The organism is Methylosinus sp. DMC45 (assembly GCF_056313885.1).
The window spans coordinates 248749-271884 of record NZ_JBQUZK010000003.1 but is presented as its reverse complement, the minus strand read 5'-3'; the positions used below and the strand labels follow the sequence as shown (position 1 = coordinate 271884).

The 23136-nt window shown below is 65.7% G+C and carries 24 protein-coding genes; 11 read left to right on the top strand and 13 right to left on the bottom strand.

What is annotated here, in order from left to right; translation table 11 throughout:
- Positions 1-152: 152 nt before the first annotated feature.
- Positions 153-650: a hypothetical protein gene (locus ACT53T_RS01440; RefSeq protein ID WP_245267196.1), complete on the top strand. Its 498-nt coding sequence runs from the start codon at positions 153-155 to the stop codon at positions 648-650.
- 13 nt (positions 651-663) lie between these two features.
- On the opposite strand, the gene ACT53T_RS01435 is transcribed toward ACT53T_RS01440, so the two are convergent.
- Complete coding sequence (locus ACT53T_RS01435) at positions 664-1851, bottom strand: MFS transporter (protein ID WP_476159632.1); 1188 nt, start codon at positions 1849-1851, stop codon at positions 664-666.
- 131 nt (positions 1852-1982) lie between these two features.
- Here ACT53T_RS01435 and ACT53T_RS01430 point away from each other — a divergent pair, with 131 nt between their 5' ends.
- Positions 1983-3119, top strand: a complete 1137-nt coding sequence (locus ACT53T_RS01430; protein ID WP_476159630.1) for a methyltransferase — start codon at positions 1983-1985, stop codon at positions 3117-3119.
- 85 nt (positions 3120-3204) lie between these two features.
- A complete protein-coding gene (locus ACT53T_RS01425) occupies positions 3205-3933 on the top strand; it encodes a S1 family peptidase (protein WP_400770208.1) in 729 nt (242 codons plus the stop codon).
- Here ACT53T_RS01425 and ACT53T_RS01420 read toward each other — a convergent pair.
- The 4 genes from ACT53T_RS01420 to ACT53T_RS01405 all read right to left on the bottom strand — a co-directional run bounded on the left by ACT53T_RS01420 (position 3923) and on the right by ACT53T_RS01405 (position 6708).
- Complete coding sequence (locus ACT53T_RS01420) at positions 3923-4360, bottom strand: iron-sulfur cluster assembly scaffold protein (RefSeq protein ID WP_476159628.1); 438 nt, start codon at positions 4358-4360, stop codon at positions 3923-3925. The genes ACT53T_RS01425 and ACT53T_RS01420 overlap by 11 nt on opposite strands.
- Positions 4357-4761: a DUF1641 domain-containing protein gene (locus ACT53T_RS01415; RefSeq protein WP_476159626.1), complete on the bottom strand. Its 405-nt coding sequence runs from the start codon at positions 4759-4761 to the stop codon at positions 4357-4359. Before ACT53T_RS01415 ends, ACT53T_RS01420 begins: the two co-directional genes overlap by 4 nt.
- Positions 4762-4779: 18 nt before the next feature.
- The gene (locus ACT53T_RS01410; protein WP_476159625.1) at positions 4780-5970 is read right to left on the bottom strand and encodes an NAD(P)/FAD-dependent oxidoreductase; all 1191 of its coding nucleotides are present in this window, start codon (positions 5968-5970) and stop codon (positions 4780-4782) included.
- A gap of 144 nt (positions 5971-6114) precedes the next feature.
- Positions 6115-6708, bottom strand: coding sequence for a TetR/AcrR family transcriptional regulator (locus tag ACT53T_RS01405; RefSeq protein ID WP_142862913.1), 594 nt, complete (start codon positions 6706-6708; stop codon positions 6115-6117).
- Positions 6709-6859: 151 nt separating this feature from the next.
- Here ACT53T_RS01405 and leuD point away from each other — a divergent pair, with 151 nt between their 5' ends.
- From leuD to ptsN, 5 genes are all read left to right on the top strand, one after another.
- On the top strand, positions 6860-7465 hold the full coding sequence (gene leuD / locus ACT53T_RS01400) for a 3-isopropylmalate dehydratase small subunit (RefSeq protein WP_476159623.1): 606 nt from the start codon (positions 6860-6862) through the stop codon (positions 7463-7465).
- A gap of 164 nt (positions 7466-7629) precedes the next feature.
- Positions 7630-8532 (top strand): LPS export ABC transporter ATP-binding protein, encoded by a 903-nt coding sequence (gene lptB, locus ACT53T_RS01395; RefSeq protein WP_018267318.1) that lies wholly within the window; start codon positions 7630-7632, stop codon positions 8530-8532.
- A gap of 195 nt (positions 8533-8727) precedes the next feature.
- Complete coding sequence (gene rpoN / locus ACT53T_RS01390; protein ID WP_476159621.1) at positions 8728-10302, top strand: RNA polymerase factor sigma-54; 1575 nt, start codon at positions 8728-8730, stop codon at positions 10300-10302.
- A 389-nt stretch (positions 10303-10691) separates the two neighbouring features.
- Complete coding sequence (gene hpf / locus ACT53T_RS01385; protein ID WP_400770216.1) at positions 10692-11252, top strand: ribosome hibernation-promoting factor, HPF/YfiA family; 561 nt, start codon at positions 10692-10694, stop codon at positions 11250-11252.
- Between the two features lie 226 nt (positions 11253-11478).
- On the top strand, positions 11479-11943 hold the full coding sequence (gene ptsN, locus ACT53T_RS01380; RefSeq protein ID WP_026191563.1) for a PTS IIA-like nitrogen regulatory protein PtsN: 465 nt from the start codon (positions 11479-11481) through the stop codon (positions 11941-11943).
- 57 nt (positions 11944-12000) lie between these two features.
- Here ptsN and ACT53T_RS01375 read toward each other — a convergent pair whose 3' ends face one another.
- Both ACT53T_RS01375 and ACT53T_RS01370 read right to left on the bottom strand, forming a co-directional pair.
- Positions 12001-12279 carry a con-10 family general stress protein gene (locus tag ACT53T_RS01375; RefSeq protein WP_026191564.1) on the bottom strand — a complete coding sequence of 93 codons (279 nt, stop codon included), beginning with the start codon at positions 12277-12279 and terminating at the stop codon, positions 12001-12003.
- 153 nt (positions 12280-12432) lie between these two features.
- Positions 12433-13248: a response regulator gene (locus ACT53T_RS01370; RefSeq protein WP_026191565.1), complete on the bottom strand. Its 816-nt coding sequence runs from the start codon at positions 13246-13248 to the stop codon at positions 12433-12435.
- Between the two features lie 220 nt (positions 13249-13468).
- Here ACT53T_RS01370 and ACT53T_RS01365 point away from each other — a divergent pair, with 220 nt between their 5' ends.
- The 3 genes from ACT53T_RS01365 to fumC all read left to right on the top strand — a co-directional run bounded on the left by ACT53T_RS01365 (position 13469) and on the right by fumC (position 15797).
- Positions 13469-13750, top strand: a complete 282-nt coding sequence (locus ACT53T_RS01365; protein ID WP_476159619.1) for a NepR family anti-sigma factor — start codon at positions 13469-13471, stop codon at positions 13748-13750.
- On the top strand, positions 13750-14328 hold the full coding sequence (locus ACT53T_RS01360; RefSeq protein WP_018267325.1) for a sigma-70 family RNA polymerase sigma factor: 579 nt from the start codon (positions 13750-13752) through the stop codon (positions 14326-14328). The genes ACT53T_RS01365 and ACT53T_RS01360 overlap by 1 nt, the downstream gene beginning before the upstream one ends.
- A 62-nt stretch (positions 14329-14390) precedes the next feature.
- Complete coding sequence (fumC, locus tag ACT53T_RS01355) at positions 14391-15797, top strand: class II fumarate hydratase (protein ID WP_476159617.1); 1407 nt, start codon at positions 14391-14393, stop codon at positions 15795-15797.
- 128 nt (positions 15798-15925) lie between these two features.
- On the opposite strand, the gene ACT53T_RS01350 is transcribed toward fumC, so the two are convergent.
- The 6 genes from ACT53T_RS01350 to ACT53T_RS01325 form a co-directional block, all read right to left on the bottom strand.
- Positions 15926-16831: a heparan-alpha-glucosaminide N-acetyltransferase gene (locus tag ACT53T_RS01350; protein WP_476159616.1), complete on the bottom strand. Its 906-nt coding sequence runs from the start codon at positions 16829-16831 to the stop codon at positions 15926-15928.
- A complete protein-coding gene (locus ACT53T_RS01345) occupies positions 16828-17814 on the bottom strand; it encodes a hypothetical protein (protein WP_476159614.1) in 987 nt (328 codons plus the stop codon). The genes ACT53T_RS01350 and ACT53T_RS01345 overlap by 4 nt, the downstream gene beginning before the upstream one ends.
- Before the next feature lie 48 nt (positions 17815-17862).
- Positions 17863-19665, bottom strand: coding sequence for a hypothetical protein (locus ACT53T_RS01340; protein WP_476159612.1), 1803 nt, complete (start codon positions 19663-19665; stop codon positions 17863-17865).
- Positions 19662-20111 (bottom strand): GtrA family protein, encoded by a 450-nt coding sequence (locus tag ACT53T_RS01335; protein WP_476159610.1) that lies wholly within the window; start codon positions 20109-20111, stop codon positions 19662-19664. The genes ACT53T_RS01340 and ACT53T_RS01335 overlap by 4 nt, the downstream gene beginning before the upstream one ends.
- A 172-nt stretch (positions 20112-20283) precedes the next feature.
- Entirely contained in the window at positions 20284-21774 is a 1491-nt protein-coding gene (locus ACT53T_RS01330; protein ID WP_476159608.1) for an NAD(P)/FAD-dependent oxidoreductase, read from the bottom strand.
- Between the two features lie 90 nt (positions 21775-21864).
- Complete coding sequence (locus ACT53T_RS01325; protein WP_476159606.1) at positions 21865-23040, bottom strand: GGDEF domain-containing protein; 1176 nt, start codon at positions 23038-23040, stop codon at positions 21865-21867.
- Positions 23041-23136 lie beyond the last annotated feature (96 nt).

Sequence of the window (23136 nt, the reverse complement as noted above, 5' to 3'; positions counted from 1 at the left end):
CGCGACATCAGGTCACAGATCGCTCCGAAGTGCTACGTATTACAGGAGCAATGCGCGTGCTGCGAGCTGAATTTCACGGCGGCGCCGGACTGGCCGGCGCCGGATTTGCGGCTCTTTTAGACGGCGCCACCCCAACGCCTCGAGGAGCCCAGATGAGGAAGACCCCATTGCTCGACGACATTCGCGAACTATGCCTTCGCCGCTGCGACACGATTTTCTATTCCCTCGTCGCGATCATCGCCCTCGCCCGCGCGATCGTGGATTTCCAGGAGGGCGCGTTCAGCGCCGAGCTCTACGCCGCGCTCGTCAATTACATCGGCTATCGCGAATTGCTGCGCCTCTTCCTGTGGGCGACCGTGAATCCGCGTTACGCCATCGCCTCGCTCTATGGCGCCGTCATCGCCTCGGCGCTGCCGGTCATGTTCTCGCATCCGAGCGCCTTCTTCTTCGAATGCACGGTCTATCTGCTGCTGCGCATCGCCGCCGACATGCTGTTCGGCCTCAATGAGAAGGCCGTGGTCAAGCTCTATCGCGAGGTGCTGTTCGACTATTACAATCGCAAGCCGCCGCAGAAGCGCGACCGCAAGCGCCGCAAATCTCTGCTCGAGCGTCTCGGCCTCGAGGAAGGCTTCGCGCCGGGCGCCGCCTGAGCTTTCGGCGCCGCTAACGCTTTGGTCCCGTCTCCGGCATGGCGACGAGGACCAGCGCGAGGCCCGCCAGCGCGACCGCGGCCAGCGTCAAAAAGCTCGCCGCATAGCCGCCGGACGTGACGATGAAGCCGGCGACGGACAGGCTCGTCGCGCCGCCCACGCCCTGCACGAATCCGAGCCCGCCGCGCGCCAGGCTGTAATGTCCCGTGCCGCGCATGATATCCGCCAGCACCAGAGGCAGCAGCGCGTCGAAGAGGCCGCCGCCGACGCCGTCCAGCAATTGCGCCGCGAGCAGATGCAGCGGCGTCTGCGCGAAGACGCAAGCGAGATCGCGCGCGAAGAGCGCGACGAAGGCGAGGACGATGAGCGGCTTGCGCCCGATGAGATCGGCGCGCTCGACGAGGAGCGCCATGCCGATGGTCGAGAGCTGCGCGAGAATGATTGCGGCCGAGGTCACGCCGCTCTCGAGGCCCGGATTTTCCGAGGCGAGCTTCTGCGCGATCAATGACAATGTCGGCGCATTGGCGAAATTGAACAGCGCCGCCGCCGCCGCATAGACGAGCAGCGGGCGGTAATGCAGCAAATCACGCAGCCGGCCCGGCTGCGGCGGATGCGCGAGATCGACATCCTCTAGACCGCGCGCGCGATCGTGATCGATAGCCTCGGCCGGAATGGAAAAGGCTGCCCGCGCCGCGAGCACAGCGAAGATCGGCGCCAGATAGAAAGGCGCCGTCTGCGACGCCAGCACGCCGACGAGGCCGATGATTCCGGCGATGAAAATATTCCCCGCGCGATCGAAGGCGGCGTTGCGGCCGAGCCGCTCGGCGAGACGCTCGCGGCCATAGAGGCCGAGCGTGAGCGCCGCCACTGTCGGCGCGAAGACGGCGCCGAGCGTCGCCATGACGATATCGGCCGCGACGACCACCGGAATGCTCGGCGCATGAATGATGGCGAGGCCGCAGGCGCAGAGCACGAAGCTCGCGACCACGAGAAGCTCGCGCTTGGCGCGCGTGCGATCGATGAAGGCGCCGACCGCCGGATGCGCGGCTATGCCGACGAGCCCGCTGACCGTCAGCACGGCGCCGATCTCGGCCTGGCTCCAATGCGCCTGCGTGAACAGGAAAACCCCGACGAAAGGCCCGAGCCCGCCGCGCACGTCGGCGAGAAAGAAATTGAGCCGATCGAGAGCGTCGAAGCGCATGGCGGCGATGGTCTCCCGGGCAGCCCCCGCGAGCGTCCCGCAAGGGCCAAACGCTGGACCCGGGATAATCGACGTTTCCGTGCCGGCGCTTTTGGGCTAGGAGCGGATGATTCTCGACGGAGGGGCGGCGTATGGGGCAGTTCTTTCGGGACAGGCTGCGGCGGCTGCGGGATCGGCTGGTGTCGAGCCCGCGCTTTCAGCGTCTCGCCGCCGCGCATCCGCTGACCCGCGCCGCGGCGCGCAAGCGCGCGCGCTCCATGCTCGATCTCTGCGCCGGCTTCGTCTATTCGCAAGTGCTCCTCGCCTGCGTGCGGCTGAAGCTGCTCGAGCTGCTGCTGGAGCAGCCGCGCACTGTGGAGCAGGTCGCCGAAAAGCTCGAGCTCTCGCAGGACGCCGCCGCGCGTCTGCTGGACGCCGCGGCCTCGCTCGGCCTCGTCGAGCGGCGCGGCAAGGGGCGCTTCGGCCTCGGCGAGCTGGGCGCGGCGCTCATCGGCAACAAGGCGGCGCTCTCGCTCGTCGCGCATCAGCCCATGCTCTACGCCGATCTCGCCGATCCGGTCGGCCTGCTGCGCGGCGACGAATCGGCCGAGCCGCGGCTCGCCGATTATTGGCCCTATTCGGCGGCGGAAAATCCCGCCGCCCTCTCCGCCGAGGAGGTCGCGCCCTATAGCGCGCTGATGGCCGCCTCGCAGCCGCTGGTGGCGCAGGAGCTGCTCGACGTCTACCCCATCCGGCGGCACACGAAGCTTCTCGACGTCGGCGGCGGCGAGGGCGCCTTTCTCATCGCCGCGGCGGCGAGGGCGCCGCGCCTGCGGCTGATGCTCTTCGATCTGCCGACGGTGGTGGAGCGCGCCCGCGCCCGGCTCGAGGAGGCGGGGCTCACCAAGCGCGCGACCTTCTTTTCGGGAAACTTCCTCACCGATCCGCTGCCCAAGGGCGCGGATGTGATAACATTGATTCGTATCGTCCATGATCACGACGACGCTTCCGCGCTGGAGCTGCTGCGCAATGTGCGCCGCGCCCTGCCGCGCGACGGGACGCTGCTGATCATAGAGGCGATGTCCGGCGTCGAGGGCGCGGAGCCGCTCGACGCCTATTACGGATTCTACACGCTGGCCATGGGCCGCGGCGAGCCGCGCACCCTCGCCGAGCTGCAGAAGCTCGCCAAAAAGGCGGGCTTTGGCCGCTTCCGCCTGCTGAGCAATCCTATGCCGATCGTCGCCAGCATTCTGCTGGCGAAGCCGGACCCCGATTATCACGGCCCCTGAGCGGCGCCCCTGACTTGCCGGGGCGGAACCGAGCAGCCATGTCGCCGTTAGGGGAGAATCTCCCATGGAGGAGAAAGGCCGGGCGATGACGATCGAACCTCTGCTTCTCACCACGGCGCGCGTGGGCACGTTCCAAGGCGACGCCCCGCTGACCAACGCCAGCGGCTTCTTCTTCGAGCGCGACGAACGGCTGTTCCTGGTGACGAGCCGGCATGTGCTGAGCGATGCGGCGACCGGCCATTGCCCCGACCGAATCGAGATCGAGCTGCATATCGACGCCGAGAACATGACCCAATCGACCGGCTTCTCGATGCTGCTCTACGAAGACGGCAAGAGCGTCTGGCGCCAGGGCCTCGACGCGGGCGGCGAGATCGATGTCGCGGCCATAGAGATCGAACGCCAGGCTCTGCCGGAGCCGACCGTCTATCGGGCCTTCACCCCGGCGCATCTCTGCGGCGAGTTCGACACGGTGGAGGTCGGCTCCTCGCTGCTGATTCTCGGCTTTCCCTTAGGCTTCCACGACACGCTGCATCATATGCCGGTGGCGCGGCAGGGCGTCGTCGCCTCCTCCTTCGGCCTGCGTTTTCAGGGCCAGGGCTATTTTCTCACCGACGCGCGCACGCATAGAGGCGCGAGCGGCGCGCCCGTTGTGGCCCGCGCGCCAACGCTGGAGGCGGGCCAGGGCGATCTGCCCTGGACGCTGCTCGGCGTCCATTCGGCGCGGCTGGACGTCGGCCGAGACCTCCAGCAGGACGAGGCCCTCGGCCTCAATTGCGCCTGGTACGCGGATATTCTGCTGGCGCTCACCGAGTAAGGAGGACACGCGCCTCGGCCAGCGCGTCGAAGGGCAGCAGAATGGAGCCGCGCCTTGTCGGGAAGGCGCGCGCGGCGGCGAATATCTCCAGCTCCCGCCATCTCTCGGGAAAGCCGACGTCGGCGCCGTCCAGAAGCTGCGCCAGCGCTTCGCCGGCCGTGAGGACATCGGCGAGAGTTTCGCCGATCGCCCCCGCGACGACGATTCCCGTCGCGGCCATGCCGAGCGTGCAGGCGCGCGCGCGATGGCCGAGAGCGACGACGCGGCCGTTCTCGCAACGCAGATCGAGCGTCAGCCGGCTGCCGCAGATCGGGCTCGTCCGCGTGACGGAGACGGCGGCGTCTGCGAGGCGCAGGTCGTCGCGCGCTCGCCGCGCCCAGTCGCGCACGCGCCGCTCATAGAGTGCGGCGAGCGCCGTGTCGGTCATGCCGGCTCGTCGCGCGTCTCGCGCCCGAGCACGGCGAGGAACAGCAGCGCGAAATGCAGGCCGCGCCGCACATCCTCGTCGCCCGCCGAACGCAGCAGGCCGAGCAGAGACGGCGTCGGCTTGCGCGACGCCTCATTGGCGGCGAAGCGCGCGGCGTTGCCGAGCGTCCAGGCGGCGCCGATCGACTCCTCATAGGCTTTCATCAGCTTTTGGATCATCGCGTCATCGGCCATGTCCACAGCGTCGGAAGCGAGAGAGAGAAGATCGACGATATTGTGAAAGCGCCGGCCCTGAAGCAGCGGCGAGGCTTTTTCGAGAAGATCGGCGATTCCCTTTCGCGTCGCCTCGTCGAGCGTTCGCGAAGCGCCTTCATGATGCATGTCGAGTTCGGTCGTGCTCATCGCTCATCCCTCGCTTTTTCAGATCACGCCGCGCGCGACAGACCAATAGATTCCGCGGTTGAAAGCCTTGCGGAGAAGCCCGCCCAGCTTTGTGGGCGGCGTCGGATGAACGTCCTCGTCATAGTCGTACCAGAGCGGCATTCCCAGCTCGAGGCCCATTTGCGCCACCGCCTGAACCTTGCCGTCATAGGCGTCGACCGTGCGGCCGATGCGAATGTCGCCGGCAATATTATTGGCGATGACCGGGCATTGGTTGTGACAGGAGCCGCCGGCCTTGCTGATCGGCAAATCGACCGTGTCGCCCATCACATAGGCGTTGGCGAAACCCTCGATCTGCAAGGTTCGGCGGTCGGTGGGCAGCCAGCCTTCATTGTTCATCGCCTGCGACACTCCGCTGGCGATCACCGCATCGACCGCGCGAATCGGCGGCGTGCACATCAGCAGGTCGAAATTCTCCTCATGGCCTTCCTCAGAGCGCGCGACCTTGCGATCGGGATCGACCGAATCCAGCGTGAAGCCGCGCTGGAATTTGATTCCCTTGCTCTCGAAGACGGTGGGCAGAACCTCGCAGACCTCCCGCTGGAGGAAGAGGCAGTTGCGCAGCAGCTGCGAGACGGTCGGATAGGTGTAGACGATCTCGACCTGGTCGCGCACGCCTTTGCGGCGCAGATATTCGTCGAGCATCAGCGTCGTCTCGATCGGGGCTATGCCGCATTGATGCGGAACATTGGGCGTCTTCGGAAAATTGACGGTGATGAAGATGCGGCCCTTCTCGAAGCCGCGGAGCTTGTCGGCGAGGCGGCGCGCCGGCTCATATTGATAGAAATAATCGCCCGCCTCTTTCAGGCCCGGTATGCGCTCGGGCGCCGGCAGGCATCCGGTGGAGACGACGATATAGTCATAGCCGATTTTGCGGCCGCTCCTCGTCGTCACGCTGGAGTCGGCGAAATCGAATCGCTCCACCTTGTCGACGATGAATTCGATCTCGGGTCGCAACAGGGAGCTCTGCTTGCGGCGCAGCTCGCCCTCGAAGAACATGTCGAAGGCCACATACATGAAAGCCGGCTTGTAATAATGCCAGGGCGAATCGGAGAGCATGGTCACTTGGACCGAGCCTTCCGAGATTTCGGGGTAGAGCTTCGCTACGATGCTGTTGGCGGTCATCGTTCCGCCTATGCCGCCGCCGACGACGAGTATGCGCTTGGCCACTGCTTCCTCCCATTTTTCCACAGGGCTTTTGCGCCCGCGGTTTTTTCGACGCGCTCGGGGCGCGACGGCTCCTCCGGGGCGATCGTTCGCCTCGGACTCGACCTCTGTTTAAAATGACCGGTCGTCTCAAATCCGGGCAAAAAATCAGGCGCGGAAATAGCCGTTCAGCAGCATGTCGCGGAACTGGGTCAGCGGACGGACGGAGCGCTCGATCTTCATGCGCAGAAGCGAGCCCTGCCACGCGTCCACGAGAAAATCGGCCATTTCTTTGGCGTCGAGATCACGGCGGAAGCAGCCCTCCGCCTGGCCGCGCGCAACTCCCTCCCGCAGCTTGTCGCGATAGCGGCGCACCGCCTCGCGCAGCGATGTCTGGCACAGATCGCTGGTGTCGCCGATCTCGCCGATCAGATTGCCGAGCAGGCAGCCGCCTTTGAACTCCCGGCGCTCTGTATCGGCGATCAGCTCGTCGAAATAGGCGCGGAGCGCAGCATCCGCGCCGACGTCGGTGCGCGCGAGATGCGCGTCGAGCTGGGCGATGAAGGGGTCGATATAATGCTTCACCACCTCGGCGCTGAACGCCTCCTTGCTGGGGAAGTAATTGTAGAACGAGCCCTTGGGCACGCCGACGCTCTGCACCAGCTCGTGCAGGCCGGTGCCGTGATAGCCCTGCTCCATCAGCAAAGCGACGCCCTGGTCCAGGAGCTTGCGCCGAATATCGTTCACGTCCCGTCTGCTCATGGCGCTCTTATACGACCGATCGTCTCAAACGGCAAGTGGCGGCCGACGCGGCTGTGGCGCCACAGGATCGCCTGCTTTGCGCCTTTGGCGACGATTTGCTAAAGGGCGCCGGAGAGCGCCCCGCGCGCCCGAGGCTCCAGGACAGTCCGAAATGGAAAAATTCGTCACCCTCACCGGCGTCGCCGCGCCGCTGCCGATCATGAACATCGACACGGACATGATCATCCCGAAGCAATATCTGAAGACGATTCAGCGCACCGGCCTCGGCAAGGGTCTCTTCTCGGAGCTGCGCTATAAGGACGACGGCTCGGACAATCCCGATTTCGTGCTCAACAAGCCGGCCTATCGCGACGTCAAGATTCTGGTGGCGGGCGATAATTTCGGCTGCGGCTCGTCGCGCGAGCACGCCCCCTGGGCGCTGCTGGACTATGGCGTGAAGGCGGTGATCTCCACCAGCTTCGCCGACATCTTCTACAACAACTGCTTCAAGAACGGCATTCTGCCGATCAAGGTCACGCAGGCGGAGCTCGAGAAGCTGATGGACGACGCTGCGCGCGGCGCCAACGCCACGCTGACGATCGACCTGCCGGCGCAGGAGATTCGCGGCCCGGACGGCGGCGTCGTGAAATTCGACATCGATCCGTTCCGCAAGCACTGCCTGCTCGAGGGGCTGGACGATATCGGCCTCACGCTGCAAAAGGCCGGCGCGATCGACGCTTTCGAGGCCAAAACGGCCGCGACTCGGCCCTGGGCCTGATCGCGGTTTACCGGATTGCAAAAAAGTAACGAGGGTTTTTGGTCGAGAAAGCTTAGGATCGTCGCGAGCGGCGCGCGATCTTCGCGGTCCGTCTCTCTCGTGCAGGGCGCTGAGGCTTGAGCTTTCGATCCTACCCATCCGCGAGCGACGCCCGACCCGGCCTATTGAGCCGGATCGGGGAACGGCTGCGCCTGCGCCGTCCCGCCCGAGCGGAGGCTTCGGCGCGTTTTTCGGCCGAAATCGACGCCCGGATCGAAGAGGGCGCCGATAATTTAGGCGCCGAGGAGACGCCCGAGATCGGCGCCGACCCCGCGTCCTATTCCGAGGCCGAGATCGCCACGCATAAGGGCGTGCTGTCGATCCAGCATCTCGCCAAAGCCTATAAGACCCGTCGCGTCGTCGAGGATGTGAGCCTGCATGTGGCGCGCGGCGAGGCGGTGGGCCTGCTGGGCCCCAATGGCGCCGGCAAGACCACTGTTTTCTATATGATAACCGGGCTAGTGAAGCCCGATCGCGGCGTCATCGCGCTCGACGGCTATGACGTCACCGGCCTGCCCATGTATCGACGGGCGCGGCTCGGCATCGGCTATCTGCCGCAAGAGGCGTCGATTTTCCGCGGGCTCACGGTCGAGGACAATATCCGCGCCGTGCTGGAGATCACCCAGCCCGACAAGCGCCTGCGCGAGCAGGAGCTGGACGCGTTGCTGGAGGAGTTCAAGCTCGAGCGCCTGCGCCGCACGCCGGCGGTGGCGCTCTCGGGCGGCGAGCGGCGGCGCTGCGAGATCGCCCGCGCCCTCGCCGGCCGCCCCGCCTTCATGCTGCTGGACGAGCCTTTCGCGGGCATCGACCCCATAGCCGTCGGCGGCATTCAGGACCTCGTGCGGCATTTGAAGGCGCGCGGCATCGGCGTGCTGATAACGGACCACAGCGTTCGCGAGACGCTGGGCCTCACCGACCGCGCCTACATCATCTACAACGGCCATGTTTTGACGGAAGGAACGCCCGACGAGATCGTCGCGCATCCCGATGTGCGGCGCATCTATCTCGGCGAAGATTTCCGCATGTGATTTGTGATTTTTGGAACGAAATTCCGACCGGAAGCGTCGCGGCGATTAACTGCTAGGCGGAATTTCCGGTGGGCGCCGAATAAATGGTCCTGCGCCCAATCCCTCCCCGTGCTATAAGCAAGAAACAGGCCGAGAACAGCCGTTGTGGCGGCCCATTGCCGTACGTAATGGCGGAAAGTTTCGAGTAGGCGGAAAATGGCTATTTCCACCAAGCTTATGATGCGTCAGGGCCAAGCCCTGGTGATGACGCCCCAGCTGCTGCAAGCGATCAAGCTGCTGCAATTCTCCAATCTCGAACTTTCTGCTTTCCTCCATGAGGAGCTCGAACGAAACCCGCTGCTCGAGGCCGTGGAGTCCGACGATTTCCCCGACGCCCCGCAGGAGCGCGGCAGCGACAGCGATGGCGGCGAGGCCAGCTTCGACGGGGTCGGCGAGCCGCGCGAGGGCGATTGGGCGCAGGAGAGCCTCGCGGTGGACGCCGGCCAGCTGGCGGCGGAGCTCGGCACGGAAATCGGCAACGCCTTCGAGCTCGAGGGCCAGCGTCCCGGCGCCGACACCTCGGGCTCGCTCGAGGGCGCGGGCCTCTCGGCCAATTCCTGGACCGGCGCCAGCGGCGTCGGCGGCGATGGCGAGACGCCCAATCTCGAGGCCTATGTCGCCGCGGACGCCAATCTGCACGATCATCTCGCCGAGCAGCTCGCCCTCGCCTCCGCCGACCCGCGCGACCGGCTGATCGGCCACGCCATCATCGACGCGATCGACGAGACCGGCTATCTGCGCGAGGACATAAACGAGATCGCCCTTCGGCTGGAGGCCGACCCCGAGCGCGCCGCCGCCGTTCTGGCGACGATCCAGAGCTTCGATCCCTCCGGCGTCGCCGCGCGCGATCTGCAAGAGTGTCTCGCCATTCAGCTGCGCGAGCGCGACCGCTTCGATCCGGCGATGCAGATTTTCATCGCCAATCTGCCGTTGCTGGCCAAGCGCGACTTCCCGGCCCTGGCGCGGCTCTGCGGCGTGGACGAGGAGGATGTGACGGATATGGCGGCGGAGGTTCGCCGTCTCGATCCCAAGCCCGGCCGCGCCTTCGGCGGCGCGCCGATCCAGCCGCTGGTCGCCGATGTGATCGTGCGGCCGGCGAGCGACGGCGGCTGGATGGTGGAGCTGAACTCCGACGCGCTGCCGCGCGTGCTGGTCAACCACTCCTATGCCGCGAAGGTGAGCGCCGGCGCCAAGCGCGACGGCGACAAGACCTTCATCTCGAGCTGTCTGCAGAACGCCAATTGGCTGACCAAGAGCCTCGAGCAGCGCTCCCGCACCATTTTGAAGGTCGCCTCGGAGATCGTGCGGCTGCAGGACGCGTTTTTGGCCAAGGGCGTCGAGCATTTGCGGCCGCTCAATCTGCGCACCATCGCCGACGCCATCGGCATGCACGAATCGACCGTCTCCCGCGTCACCTCCAACAAATATATGATGACGCCGCGCGGCATATTCGAGCTCAAATATTTCTTCTCCGCCTCCATCGCCACCACCAGCGGCGGCGAAGCCCATTCGGCCGAGGCGGTGCGCTACAAGATCAAGCAGATGATCGACAAGGAGAGCCCTTTCGACGTGCTCTCCGACGACGCCATCGTCGCACGGCTCAAGGAGGTGGACATAGACATCGCCCGCCGCACCGTCGCCAAATATCGCGACAGCCTGCGCATCCCCTCTTCCGTCGATCGACGCCGCGCCAAGCAGGCGATGGCGCGGGAGAATGCGCCGGCGCTGTGAGCGTCCCGGGCCCCGCTGGAACGCCCTGCCGCGAATGACGGCGCCCTTTCTGTTCGAATGACGCGATTCATCGGCTCCGTAGCAGCGCCTAGGCGCCCGGGCGCCACGGGAATGAGCAAAACGCTCGCCCATTGACTTCCCGAGCCGAGGCACTTAGAGCCTGTCGCCGAAGCGGGCAGGGCGCAAATGCGAGCTCGGCCCGTCTTCCGCCACGTTCGAACGGCAAGAATGACGCTCGAACGCTGGGCCGGGACATTCGCCGGCGTCGCGGCGAGGACCGTGGGGGGACGGTCGAAACCGACGCTCACGAGACCATCGCGAGATTTTTTTTCGAGGGAAGGCGGCTCCGCGCCCGGCGCGAGCCCTCCAATGGACGAGGCGAATCCGATATGTCGCTGCGCGTGTCCGGCAAGAACATCAACATCGGCGAGGCTTTACGGATTCATGTCGGCGACCGGCTGAAGGCCGCCGCCGGCAAATATTTCGACGGCGAGCTCAGCGGCCATGTGACGATCTCGCCGGAAGGCTCCGGCTTTCGCGCCGATTGCAGCCTGCATCTCAATGGAATCGACGTTCAGGCCGACGGCCGCGCGCAGGAGCCCTACGCCTCCTTCGACCAGGCCGCTGATCGCATCGAAAAGCGCCTGCGCCGCTACAAGAGCCGGCTGAAGGATCATCACGCCCCCCGCGAGGACGGCGAGGTGGCGCAGAGCTATGTGCTCGAGGCGCCCGATCAGGAACAGGACGCGCCCAAGGAATTCGCGCCGACGATCGTCGCCGAGGCGACGTCGCGGCTGCGTCGGCTGACGGTCTCGGCCGCGGTTTTGGACCTCGATCTGACCGGCGCGCCGGTGGTCGTTTTTCGCAACGCCGACACCGGTCGGCTCAATGTTGTCTACCGACGCGGCGACGACCATATCGGTTGGATCGATGCGCCGGGCGGCGAATAGGCGGCATATATCTTGCCTTTTGATTGGATGAAGCTGTGAGGGCGGCCATGCTTATTGCTCACCAATGGAATTCGCCCTGCGACCCGAATGAGAGCGGCCGTCGTCGCCGCGGGTCGGGTCGCAATGGCGCGACGCGGCGCATCCTATGATCAACAGCGATTTCGCGCGCGACACGCGCGACGGCGGAGCTCGGCCCCGACAGGGCCTCGAATGGGATAGACGCCACATGCGGCTCGCGGATTTGCTCTCCACAGAAGCGGTCATTCCCGCGCTCAAGGCGAACAGCAAGAAGCAGGCGCTTCAGGAGCTGAGCGAGAAGGCGGCCGAGATTTCCGGCCTGCCCGCCCGCGAGATCTTCGACGCGCTGCTGCAGCGCGAGCGCCTCGGCTCCACCGGCATTGGCGACGGCGTCGCCATTCCGCATGGCAAGCTGGCGCGCATCAAGACGATCTTCGGGATTTTCGCGCGGCTGGAGCGGCCGATCGACTTCGAGGCGCTCGACGGCGCGCCGGTCGATCTGATCTTTCTATTGGTGACGCCGGAGGCTTCCGGCGCCGATCACCTCAAGGCGCTGGCCTGCGCGGCGCGCGTGCTGCGCGACCCTTCGATCGTGGCGACGATTCGCGCGACGCGGGACCCTTCGGCCCTCTATTCCATCATCGCGCAAACCTCCACGCCCCACGCCGCCTGAGGCCTTCGCGCCGCTGACGTCAGCCGGCCGCGATACGGCGAAGAAAAAGGCCGCGGATTACTCCGCGGCTGTTCTCGGCTTGCTGTGGGAGGCGTGGCCGCCCTTGCGTCCCGCCTCGGAGGCGAGCTGGTGATCGCGGGAGAAGCTCCGCTTCGTCGGATCGACGCTCTGCCCGCCCTTGCGCCCGGCCTTGGCCGCCAGCTCGGGGTTCTGCGAGAAGCTGCGCTTTTCATCGGGAACGTTCTGGCCGCCCTTGCGCGCGATCGCCCGCTGCTTCTCGGGGTCCATCGAAGCAAAGCCACGGTTCGACTTTTTCGGTTCCTGGATCGCCGTCATATCTTTTACCTTCTCTTGTCCCCCGGGAGTCAACGCCCGAGTCAAGACAAGGTTGCGCTCTATTCGCTTCCGATAGAAGTTTTTTTTGCCGCAATTCGGCCTGTGGTCTATACGTACGAGAATCAGCTATTACCTACGCTATGGCCTAATTGCTCACTTGTGCTTATCATTGTATTTGAGATGGGACCGTCGGTCGAAAAACAAAGCTTGACTGATGATCGCTTTCAAGCTGTCGACGCTGAAAGGCTTGGCGATGAGAAACGCCGGCTCGGGCGGCTCTCCGGTGAGAAAGCGCTCTGGATAGGCGGTGACGAAGATCACCGGGGTCGACAGCGCGCCCAGTATTTCATTGACCGCCTCGAGGCCGGAGCTGCCGTCCGCCAGCTGAATATCGGCCAGAATGAGGCCGGGTGGAGTCTTGGATATGGCCTCGACCGCCTCCTTATGGGTGCGCGCCACGGCGACGACCCGATGACCGAGCTCCTCGACCAGCCCGCGCAGATCGAGCGCGATCAGCGGCTCGTCCTCTATGATGAGCACATCGGTCGCCAATTGGCCGGCGATCTCGGCGCTCGCCGTGTCGATGAGCGCCGCCGCCCGCGCCTCGGACACCGCGAGCGCGCGCGCGATCTCGCCCAGCGAGAAGCCCTCGAGCGCGCTCAGCAGAAAAGCGATGCGGGGCTGCAGCGAGATGGCGTCGAGATTGCGCCGCGCGCCCGTCTCATCGTCGCTCGCGGCGCCGGAATGGTCGGTGTGGGCGTTGATCGGGCTCGAGGTCCATATTTCCAGAAACAGGCGATAGAGGGAGATTTTCAGATCCTCGTCGGCGACGAGGCGGGTGGGATCCGCCACCGCGGTCTCGAGCGTCGCCAGCACATAGGCGTCGCCCCCTTCGCGGCTGCCCGAGAGAGCGCGGGCGAAACGCCGCAAATAGGGCACATGCCTTAGAATAGCCTGAGAAATGGACATCATGTCCCTCGTTTCGCGTTGCGAAAGTCGCGCCATCATGGCGCGCCGTGCTGCGTCAAATCGCCGCCGTATATATGGGAACTATTTGGTAAAATTAGCGTTGTGCGTGGGTCGGCGCAAAGCAGTATAGCGCGGCCGCGTCCGCTCGCCAGAGTCGGGCCTCACGGGAATTCTCGAGGAGCAGATGGTAAAAAGCAGCCGGAAGTCCACTGCCGCAGCCTTGAGCACGAGCGAAAGCGCCAATGAAAGCATTCTGGAGGACGGCGCCCTGGTCGCGGCGCCCGAAGGGCTCGTGGTGCTGAATTCACGACGTCCCCAGCGGAGCGCGCGCGCCAAGGCGGCGGAGACCAGCGACCTCGGCGAGCAGATCGGCGAGCAGCTGCGCGGGCTCTATGACGACGTTCTCAGCCAGCCGGTCCCGGATCGTTTCTTAGAGCTCTTGAACCGTCTCGAGAGCGACCCGATATCCCCGGAGCGGTCGAAGACGCCCGGGGAGGGATAGTGTCGACATCCGAAGCGGCGAAAGCCCAAGGAAAGGGGACCAAAGCCGACCTCGTCGCGGCGATTCCCAATCTGCGCGCATTCGCGGTTTCGCTCTGCGGCAACGCCGATCGCGCCGACGATCTCGTCCAGGAGACGCTGGTCAAGGCCTGGAGCAGCCTCGCCTCCTTCACCGAAGGCACCAATCTCACGGCCTGGCTGTTCACCATTCTCCGCAACATCCACTATAGCGACTATCGCAAGCGGCGCCGCGAGGCGCCGGACCCGGACGGCGCCATAGCCGCGCGGCTGGTGTCGCTGCCCGCGCAGAACGCGCATATGGATTTTCTCGATTTTCGCAGCGCGCTGCAGAAGCTGCCGCTCGACCAGCGCGAGGCGCTGATCCTCGTCGCCGCCTCCGGCCTCTCCTATGAGGAAGCCGCCGCCATCTGCAATTGCGCGCCCGGCACGATGAAGAGCCGCGTCAATCGCGCGCGCAATCGCCTCGCCGAGGTGCTCGCGCTACGCTCCACCAGCGATATCGGCGATTCCTATTACATCGGCGAGCAATCGATTCTGCCGCGCACGGGCAATGATTGATAGACGGGCCGAAATGCCCCATAGGGAAGCTTGAGCCCGATCATTTTCCGCGAGCGAGACCGATGACCGACAAGACGACCGAATTCCGAACCGAGCGCGATTCCTTCGGCGACATAGAGGTTCCCGCCTCCGCCTATTGGGGCGCGCAGACGGAGCGGTCGCGGCAGAATTTCCCCATCGGCGTCGGCCGCATGCCGATCGAGATCGTCCATGCGCTGGCGCGGGTCAAGCTCGCGGCCGCCGAGGCCAATCTCGAGAAGGGCCTGCTGAAGAGCGAGGTCGCCGCCGCAATTTCCGCCGCCGCCCGCGAGGTGATCGAGGGCAAGCTCGACGCGCATTTCCCGCTCGTCGTCTGGCAGACCGGCTCCGGCACGCAATCCAACATGAACGTCAATGAGGTGATCGCCAATCGCGCCAATGAGGCGCTGGGCGCCGGCCGCGGAGCCAAGGCGCCGGTCCACCCCAATGACCATGTCAACCTCGGCCAATCCTCCAACGACAGCTTCCCGACCGCCATTCATGTGGCCGCGGCCATCGCGATTTCGCAGCGCCTGCTGCCGGCGGTGGAGCGGCTGCACGCGGCGCTCGCCGCCAAGTCCAAGGCCTTCGAGCATATCGTCAAGATCGGCCGCACCCATTTGCAGGACGCCACCCCGGTCACGCTGGGCCAGGAATTTTCCGGCTATGCGGCGCAGGCCGAGTTCGGCGCCAAACGCATCCGCCAGGGGCTCGAGGATTTGTTTCTGCTCGCCCAGGGCGGCACCGCCGTCGGCACGGGCGTGAACACTTACAAAGGCTTCGCCGAGGCGGTCGCGGCCAAGATCGCGGCGCAGACCGGCCTTCCCTTCCAGACGGCGCCGAATAAATTCGAGGCGCTCGCCGCCCATGACGCCGCCGTCTTCGCCCATGGCGCGCTGAACGCGCTCGCCGCCGGCCTCTATAAGATCGGCTGCGACATTCGCCTGCTCGGCTGCGGCCCGCGCGCCGGCCTCGCCGAGCTGAAGCTGCCGGAGAACGAGCCCGGCTCCTCCATCATGCCCGGCAAGGTCAATCCGACCCAGGTCGAAGCGCTGACCATGGTCTGCACGCGCGTTTTCGGCAATAACGCCACCATCACCTTCGCCGCCTCGCAGGGCCATCTCGAGCTGAACGTGTTGAAGCCGGTGATCGCCGCGGCGCTGCTGGAATCGACGATATTGCTCGCCGACGGCATCGACAGCTTCATCACCCGCTGCATCGACGGGATCGAGCCGGACGAGGCGAACATCAAGAATTTCTTGGAGCGCTCGCTGATGCTGGTGACGGCGCTGGCGCCCAAGATCGGCTATGACGCCGCCTCGAAAATCGCCCGCGCCGCGCATCACAATGGCACGACTTTGCGCGAGGAGGCGCTGAAGTCCGGCAAGGTGACGGACGCCGAATTCGACGCGCTGGTGCGGCCGGAGAATATGCTCGCGCCGAATGATTGAGGGCGGCGCGAGAGAGCGACCCGCATTTTTCCGTCATTGCAAGGAGCGCAGCGACGAAGCAATCCAGAAGCCGCCTCACGGCTGAAGGATTGCTTCGCTCCGCTCGCAATGACGGCCCCGAGCAAAAGCTATTTCACCACGCAGGCGCGCGCGATGCGCTCGAGACGGGCGCGGCCGTCGTCGGTCGCAGCGTCGGGCAGCGCATCCTCCCGCGCCGCCTCGCGCGCCGCGCAATCGCAGGCCGTCTGGCATTTTTGAGCATTGGCGCCGGACGCCACGCATTGCGCGCGGCAGGCTTCTTCGAACCGCGCATTCTGCATCGGCGCGAGCAGCATGGCGACGGCGGTGAAGCCGGCGAAGAACAACGGCTGATGCAAGAGATAGAGCGCGAGGCTATGCCGCCCGAGACAAGCGACGGCCCGGGTCGCCGCATTGCCTTGCGTGCTGGCGGCAGTCGCCGGGCGTAGACGCGCCAGCTTCCCCGCGCCGACGCCGAAGAGCAACGCCCCCGCCCAGGGCGCGAGCGGGCGATAATCATTGGTCATCGGCTCGAAGGTCGAAAGCCCCGTCCACCAGAACCAAGGCGCATCGAAGAAAGACGCCCGCGCGAAGAAGGATGCGATGACCAAGGCGAACCCCGCGGCGAAAGCCGCCGGCCAGGGCAGCCGCAGGAAAGGCAGAGCGAGCAGGCTCGCCGCCGCTATGCAATGCAGAATGCCGAAAAAGACGAAGCTCGACGGGAAGGCGATATAGGTCCCAGCGCTCACCAGCAGCGCGGCGCCGACGAGCAGCGCGAGCCGGCGCCAATAGGCGCGCGCACGAAACGCCGTCCCCTGCGCGAGCGTCAGCGAAAGGCCGGCGATGAACAGAAAGCTCGACGCGATCGCATGGCCGAACGCCTTATAGGCGTCCGAATAGGGGATATCGGGATCGATATGCCCGAAATGGCCGAGGTCCCAGCCGAAGTGAAAGGCGAACATCGCCAGCACGGCGAGGCCGCGCGCGACATCCAGCCAAAGGAGCCGCGCGGTCATTTGACCGCCGTCGCCGCCGTCGATTGGAACTTGCCGAACACCATATCCGGCGCCGAGAGATTGTGCCGCGACGGCATGTGCCGGCCGAGCCAGATTTCCGTCGCCGGCGCGCCGGGGAAGCCGATGACCGGCGCCTCCTGCCAGCCTATGCCGCGCTTGGCGCGCCAGGCGACCAGCGCCGCGTCGCTCATCGATTGCGTGGTGTACATGGACCGCAGCGAGGCGAAGGGCAGGCCGTCCGGCATTGCGTCGCTATAGGAGACATCGAGCACGATGCGATCCTGATCGATGGAGCCGAGACGAATCTTCGCCTCGCCGCCGCGGCGGAAGCGCAGGGTGAAGCTGCGTGTCTCGGGATCGAAGACGATTTCCTTCAGCGCGACGATCGGGCGCTCCTGCACCTCCACCGGGCCGATGAGGAAGGAGGAGCCATAGGCCGTCCAGCGCATATCCTCGAAAGGCAGCGGGCGCGCGCGCCAATAGCCGTCCGGCGGATAGAAGACCAGAATTTCCTCCGCGCGCTCGCGATAGGTCATCCACAGCTGCACGAGATGAAAGCCCTTCTCCACCCGGTCGCCGACGCGCACCGGCACGTCATTGGGCCGCCAGAAGGAGGGGAAGGTGTAGCCGACCAGCCAGAATTCCGGCGTCTCCCAAAAGGTGAGGCGGCGCGCGTCGGCGGCGAATTTGGAATCATGCGAGAGATCGCAGCTCGTCCAATCCGGCGCCCAGCGGTCCGAGCCGATCATGCCGATATAGGAGGGATGAACCGCCTGCACGCGCATGCGCCGCACCTGCGGCGAGACGAAATCCAGCTCGATATTGTCCTTCTCGGCGCAGAGCTCGGGCGTGGATCGGTTCTCGATGCGCACTTGCAGATCCTCCTCCGCCTCCAGCGCCTGCTGCGCGAAGGACGGCCGGGCGAAGGGCAGGCTGGAAGCGGCGACGAGAAGCCGGCGGCGATCGATCAGCGGAGCGGACATGGGCGGTATCGGATTCCTGTTACGGCAAGAGCAACGATGCGCGGGATATTATTGCGCAGGACGCAGGGCGAAAACATGGAAAGGCGAGCGCTCGAGTGGGATTTTCTCGAGAAAGGAGGGGCTCTCGCCACGCGCGAGGGCGGCCGCCAGCCCATGGGGCGCGCGCTCGATGAGGGCGTTGCCGGTCTCGCCGCCGTCGCACCAGAACAGCAGCTCGGCGCCGGCGGCGCGCAGCAGGCGCTCGGCCGCGGCAGGATCGGCCAGAAAAGCGTCGACCGCGAGGCGATTGCCGCGATTGTCGCGATGATAGGGCGCGGCGAAGACATGATGCGGCGTGAAGGCGAGAATATGCGCGCCCATATCGACCGGCGCGACGATGCGCGCCGGCGGCAGCGCCGCGAGGCCGGAGAAGGCCGCGGCCTCGAGGCAGGCGCGGCGGGTCTCGCGCGGGGCGGCCTCGCCGTCCGATTGCAGCGCCAGAGCGAGGCCCATGGGCGAGACGAAGAGGCAGAGCAGGCCGATCGAGAGCCAGCGCAGCAGCGGCATGACATGAGCGAGGCGCGCCGATAGCGCGGCCGCCGCGCCGGCGAGCGCGACCATGGCCAGCGGCGTGACCGAAGAAAAGACGCGAATCTGCCAGAGCGCCGCGGCGAAGCCGATGAGGATCGCCGCCGCCAGCATGGCCCAGCGCCCGCGCGCGAGGCCGCGCTCCCGCCAGGCGAGGACAATGGCGGCGAGGAGGCCGAGCAGCACCGGCGCGGCGGTGGAGACCATCAGGGCCGGATCGGAGACAAAGGCCTTCAGCGGCTTGGCCTCGGTGACATGGGAGAGCCAAAGATCGCGCAGCAGCGGATCGAGCCCGACCAGCGGATCGCCGAGACATTGCGGCGCGCTGGCGACGAAGGCCGCGAGCGCGGCCGCGCCGACGAGGCCGAGCGCGATGGCGCGGCGCGCAAACGTCTCGAGGCGCGGCGCTGCGGCGGCCAGCGCCGCGAAGCCGAGCGCGCCGACGAGGATGGCGCGAATATGGACCGCCGAATAGGCGTCGCAGGCAGAAAGGCCATAGCGCGACGGCGCGACAGTCGCCGCGTAAGTGAGCGGCGCGAAGACGAGCAGGCCGAGAGCGAAAGAGAGAAGTCGGCGCGACGCCGCTGCGCCTTCGACGAGGAAGAGGATCGCCGGCGCCGCCAGCAGCACGATGAAGAAGGGAAGATTCTCGAGGCTGATCGCGAGCGACAGAGCGAGCGGCGCCGCGGCAGCCGCGAGCGCCAGAGGACGCTTCGCGTCGAGGCCGAGCGCGATGAGGCCGAATGTCGCCATCAGCAGCACGATCTGCGGCGCGTGATGATCGATGCGGCCCGGCGTGAATTGCATGAACATCGGCGCGGAGAGAAAGACCAGCCAGACGGCGAGCATGCGCGCCGGGCGATCCGCCATGACGCGCGCGACAAAGGCCGCGAGCGCGAAGAGCAGAGCGAGGCAGAGAAAGGGAAAGGCGAGCCGCGTCGCGCGCTCCGCCATCTCCGGCGCGAGCAGCAGGCGGAAGAGCAGGTCCAGCGCGGCGAGCGGCGTATCGACGATGCGCGACCAATGCATGAAGAGCCCGTCCGGCGGATCGAGCCTTCGCGCCGTCATATCGAACCAGGATTGGCCGGCGAGGAGATCGCGCAGCTGCACGGCGCGCATGGCGTCGTCGGAATCGTAGAATTCGCCGGCGCTCCACACGGCGCGCGCGCGAGGGAGCGTCAATAGCGCAGCGCCCGCGAGCGCCGGGATAATGGCGGCGAGAAGCGGAATTTCACGACGCGTCCGCACATGGACGCGCGCCGTGTCGCCGGCGAGCGCGCTCACGCAGAGGCCTTGGCGGCCGGCGCCGAGAAGAGGAGCGCGCGGCGCGCGGTGAAATTGAACAGGAAGACGACGCCGGCGGTCGGAATTTTCGCAAAAGCGGGATCGAAGCCGAGACGGCCGACGAGGAGCAGCATCAGCGCCTCGGTGACGAGCAAGCCGGCGAGGCCGATGACGCAGAAAAGCGTGAATTCCGACGCCGGCCGCACGCTGCGCCGATCACGGAACACCACCGCTATGCTGAGCGCATAGACGAGCGCGAGCCCGCCGCAAAAGCCGATCGCCGCCGCGACGAGATAGGGAATACCGAGCGTCTTGTGACAGAGCAGCAATAGCCCATAGTCGAGCGCCAGCGCCGCGCCGCTCGCCAGCCCATAGGCGATGAGATCGCGCAGCACGCGCGTGGCGGCGAAGACGTGGCGGGTCGAGCTGCTCGCAATCTGCGTCATTCGAAGCCGAGACGCGAAGGCCCCCTCCCCAGCCCTCCCCCGCTGTGCGGGAGAGGGAGCAGATCGCGCGCTGCATCGAGATTTCGCGGAATGTCGGCCGCCCCCTCTCCCGCATAGCGGAGGAGGGTGAGGGAGGGGGCGCGACGGCCTTTCCTCTCGAGAGCGCAAGCCACTAGGCGACCCGCTTCGGCACGAGACGCTCGCTCGCCAGCGCCTGCTGCGCGCCGGAGACGCCGGCTTCCGTATATTCGGCGTCCTCGTTCACGCCCCAGACGTCATAGAGCGCGCGGCCTGCGATGATGTTGAGCGCGGTCAACATGCCGGTCATCATCGCATGATCCTGGTTGTTGTATTTGTGCATGCCGTTGCGGCCGACGAGATGCAGGCCCGGATAGCGCGCCGCCAGCTCGAGACGAATCGCCTGCACATTGGCGGCGTAGGAATCGTCATAGACCGGATAGGCCTTGGCCTGACGCACGACACAGGCGTCGCGCACATCCTCCGCCGTCATGAGGCCGATCTTTTCGATCTCGTCCTTGGCGAGCGCGATGAGATCGGAGTCCGCCGCGTTCCACAATCCATCGCCCTCGAAGCAGAAATATTCGAGGCCGAGACAAGTGGAGACGCCGTCCGCGATCATCTCCGGCGACCAGGATTTGAAATTCTGCACGCGGCCGACCTTCACCGACGGATCATGAATATAGATCCAATTGTCGGGGAACTCCTCCTGCGGCCGTCCGATCAGCACGACGGTGAGAAAATCGCGATAAGCGAGCGCGCGCGCGTTGAACAGGCTGAGCGGCGTCGGCGTCAGCGCATTCATCACCTCGCGCAGCGGCGCGGAGGACAGCACATTGCGCGCGCGATGCGTCTCGACGACGCCTTGCGCATCGCGCGTCGTGACGGTCCAAATTCCGCTCGCTTCATCGAAAGCGAGCTGCTCGACCTTGCAGCCCATTCGCAGACCGCCGCCGAGCTTCTGCATCTTGCACGCGGCGGCTTCCCACATCATGCCGGGGCCGCGACGCGGATAGCGGAAGGATTCGATCAGCGTCTTCGCGGCGTTGCTGGATTTGCGGAGCTTCAAGGAGCGGCGCAAGCCGTCGATGATCGCCGCGCCGAGGCTGAGGCCCTTGATGCGCTGCGCCGCCCAATCGGCGGAGATGTCGTCGCAGCTCATGCCCCACACTTTTTCGGTGTAGGTCTTGAAGAAAATGCCGAACAGCCGCTCGCCGAACTGATTGCGCACCCATTGATGAAAGGAGCGCGGCTCCTTCACCGGAAAGGCCTTGGCGAAGGCGAAGGACGCCATGCACAGCGCGCTCTCGATAAGCCCGAGATTCTTCAGCGCCTCGAAGGCCTTCAGCGGATAGGCGTAGAATTTCTCGCGATAGAAGATGCGCGACAGACGCGGCCGCTCGATGAAATCGTGCGGGAGAATCTCGTCCCACAGATCGACGATCTCTTTCGATTTCGAGAAGAAGCGGTGGCCGCCTATGTCGAAGAGAAAGCCCTTGTAGCTCGCGGTGCGGCTGATGCCGCCGACATAGGATCGGTCCTGCTCGAGGACGAGAACCTCGCGGCCGTTCTTCGCCAGAACATAAGCGGCGGTGAGGCCTGCAGGCCCTGCGCCGATCACTATCGATTCGATGATCTCGCCCATGACGGCCCTGAGACAAGCGTGGCGTGCGCCGGCCGCCCGCGTCACACGGCCAGGCTCACGGCACGTAGGGGCAGTATGGATGCGCTTTGGTTAACGCGCTGTTACGCTCAGGATGCCCGCATCGCCGCGTCGTTGCGCGCCGGCGAAGATCACGCGATTGCGCCCTTCCGCCTTGGCGCGATAGAGCGCATCGTCGGCGACGCGGGTCATGGCGGCGAGGTCCGGCGTCGCATCCTCGAGAACGGTGACGCCGACGCTGACCGTCGCCGCGCCGTCCGCGAGATGCGCTGCGTCGTGGATGAAAGCCGAGCGAATGCGTTCGGCGATCGCCAATGCGCTCGTCCGATCGGCCGGAGAGAGGATGGCGACGAATTCCTCGCCGCCGATGCGCGCCAGCATGTCGCTCGATCGTGTGTTTCGCGTCGCCGTCGCGCCGAAGACGGCCAGCACGCGGTCGCCCTCGGCATGGCCGAAGCGGTCGTTGATATATTTGAAATTGTCGAGATCGAAGACGAGCACCGCCGTCGAGGACGCAGGGGCCGACCGCTTCGCGCGCTCGACCGCCCGTTCGAAAGCTCGCCGATTGGGAAGGCCCGTCAGCGGATCGATCATCGCCGCGACTTCTCTTCGCTTCGCGAGGCGCTCTTTGGAGAGCGTCGCCAATAGAAAGCCGAGAACGGCGATAAAGCCGGAGAGCTCGAGGAAGCGGTACTTCAGATAGGGGCTGGTGAGAAAGCTCGTTTCGTCGACCGCGAGAAAGGGCGCGGCGATCGCGAGCGCGATTTCGAGCCCCGCCTGCAGCGCGATGATCCAGGCCGTCACGCGAGACACGACGAGACGCTGGCCGCCGATTCGGTTGTAGCGGAACAATTGGACGGCGGCGGCGACTTCATAGATCGCCGAGATCGCGGAGACTTCTGAAATTCGAAAGTGAATATCGGCGCGCCACAGGCCGGCGGCCCAAATCACGCCGCCGAGCAGGGCCAGCAGCGGCCGAACAGGCTCGCCGACAAAAACGAGAATGCCCGTCCACAGCAGACCGCATGCCCATAAGGTGAGCGCGTTTCCGAAAATGATCGAGAGCCATTCGACCTCATTGCGGAAAGCGTAGCAGAGCGCCGAGGCGCCCGCCGTCGCGAAGACCGCGGCCCACCACCATAATTCTTCGGCTTCTTCGTCGCCGCGCCAGATCGCGTAGAGGAAGACGCCGAGCAGCGACAGCATGAAGGCGCCGAATAGATATAGGGTCGGCGCCAATGCGATCATCGCGGTTCACGATCCTATGAGTTGAAAATTTCACAAATGCCGAGAGTTTCCGGTCTTGGAGCACGAGCGTAGCATCGAATATGCCATGGTCTGAAA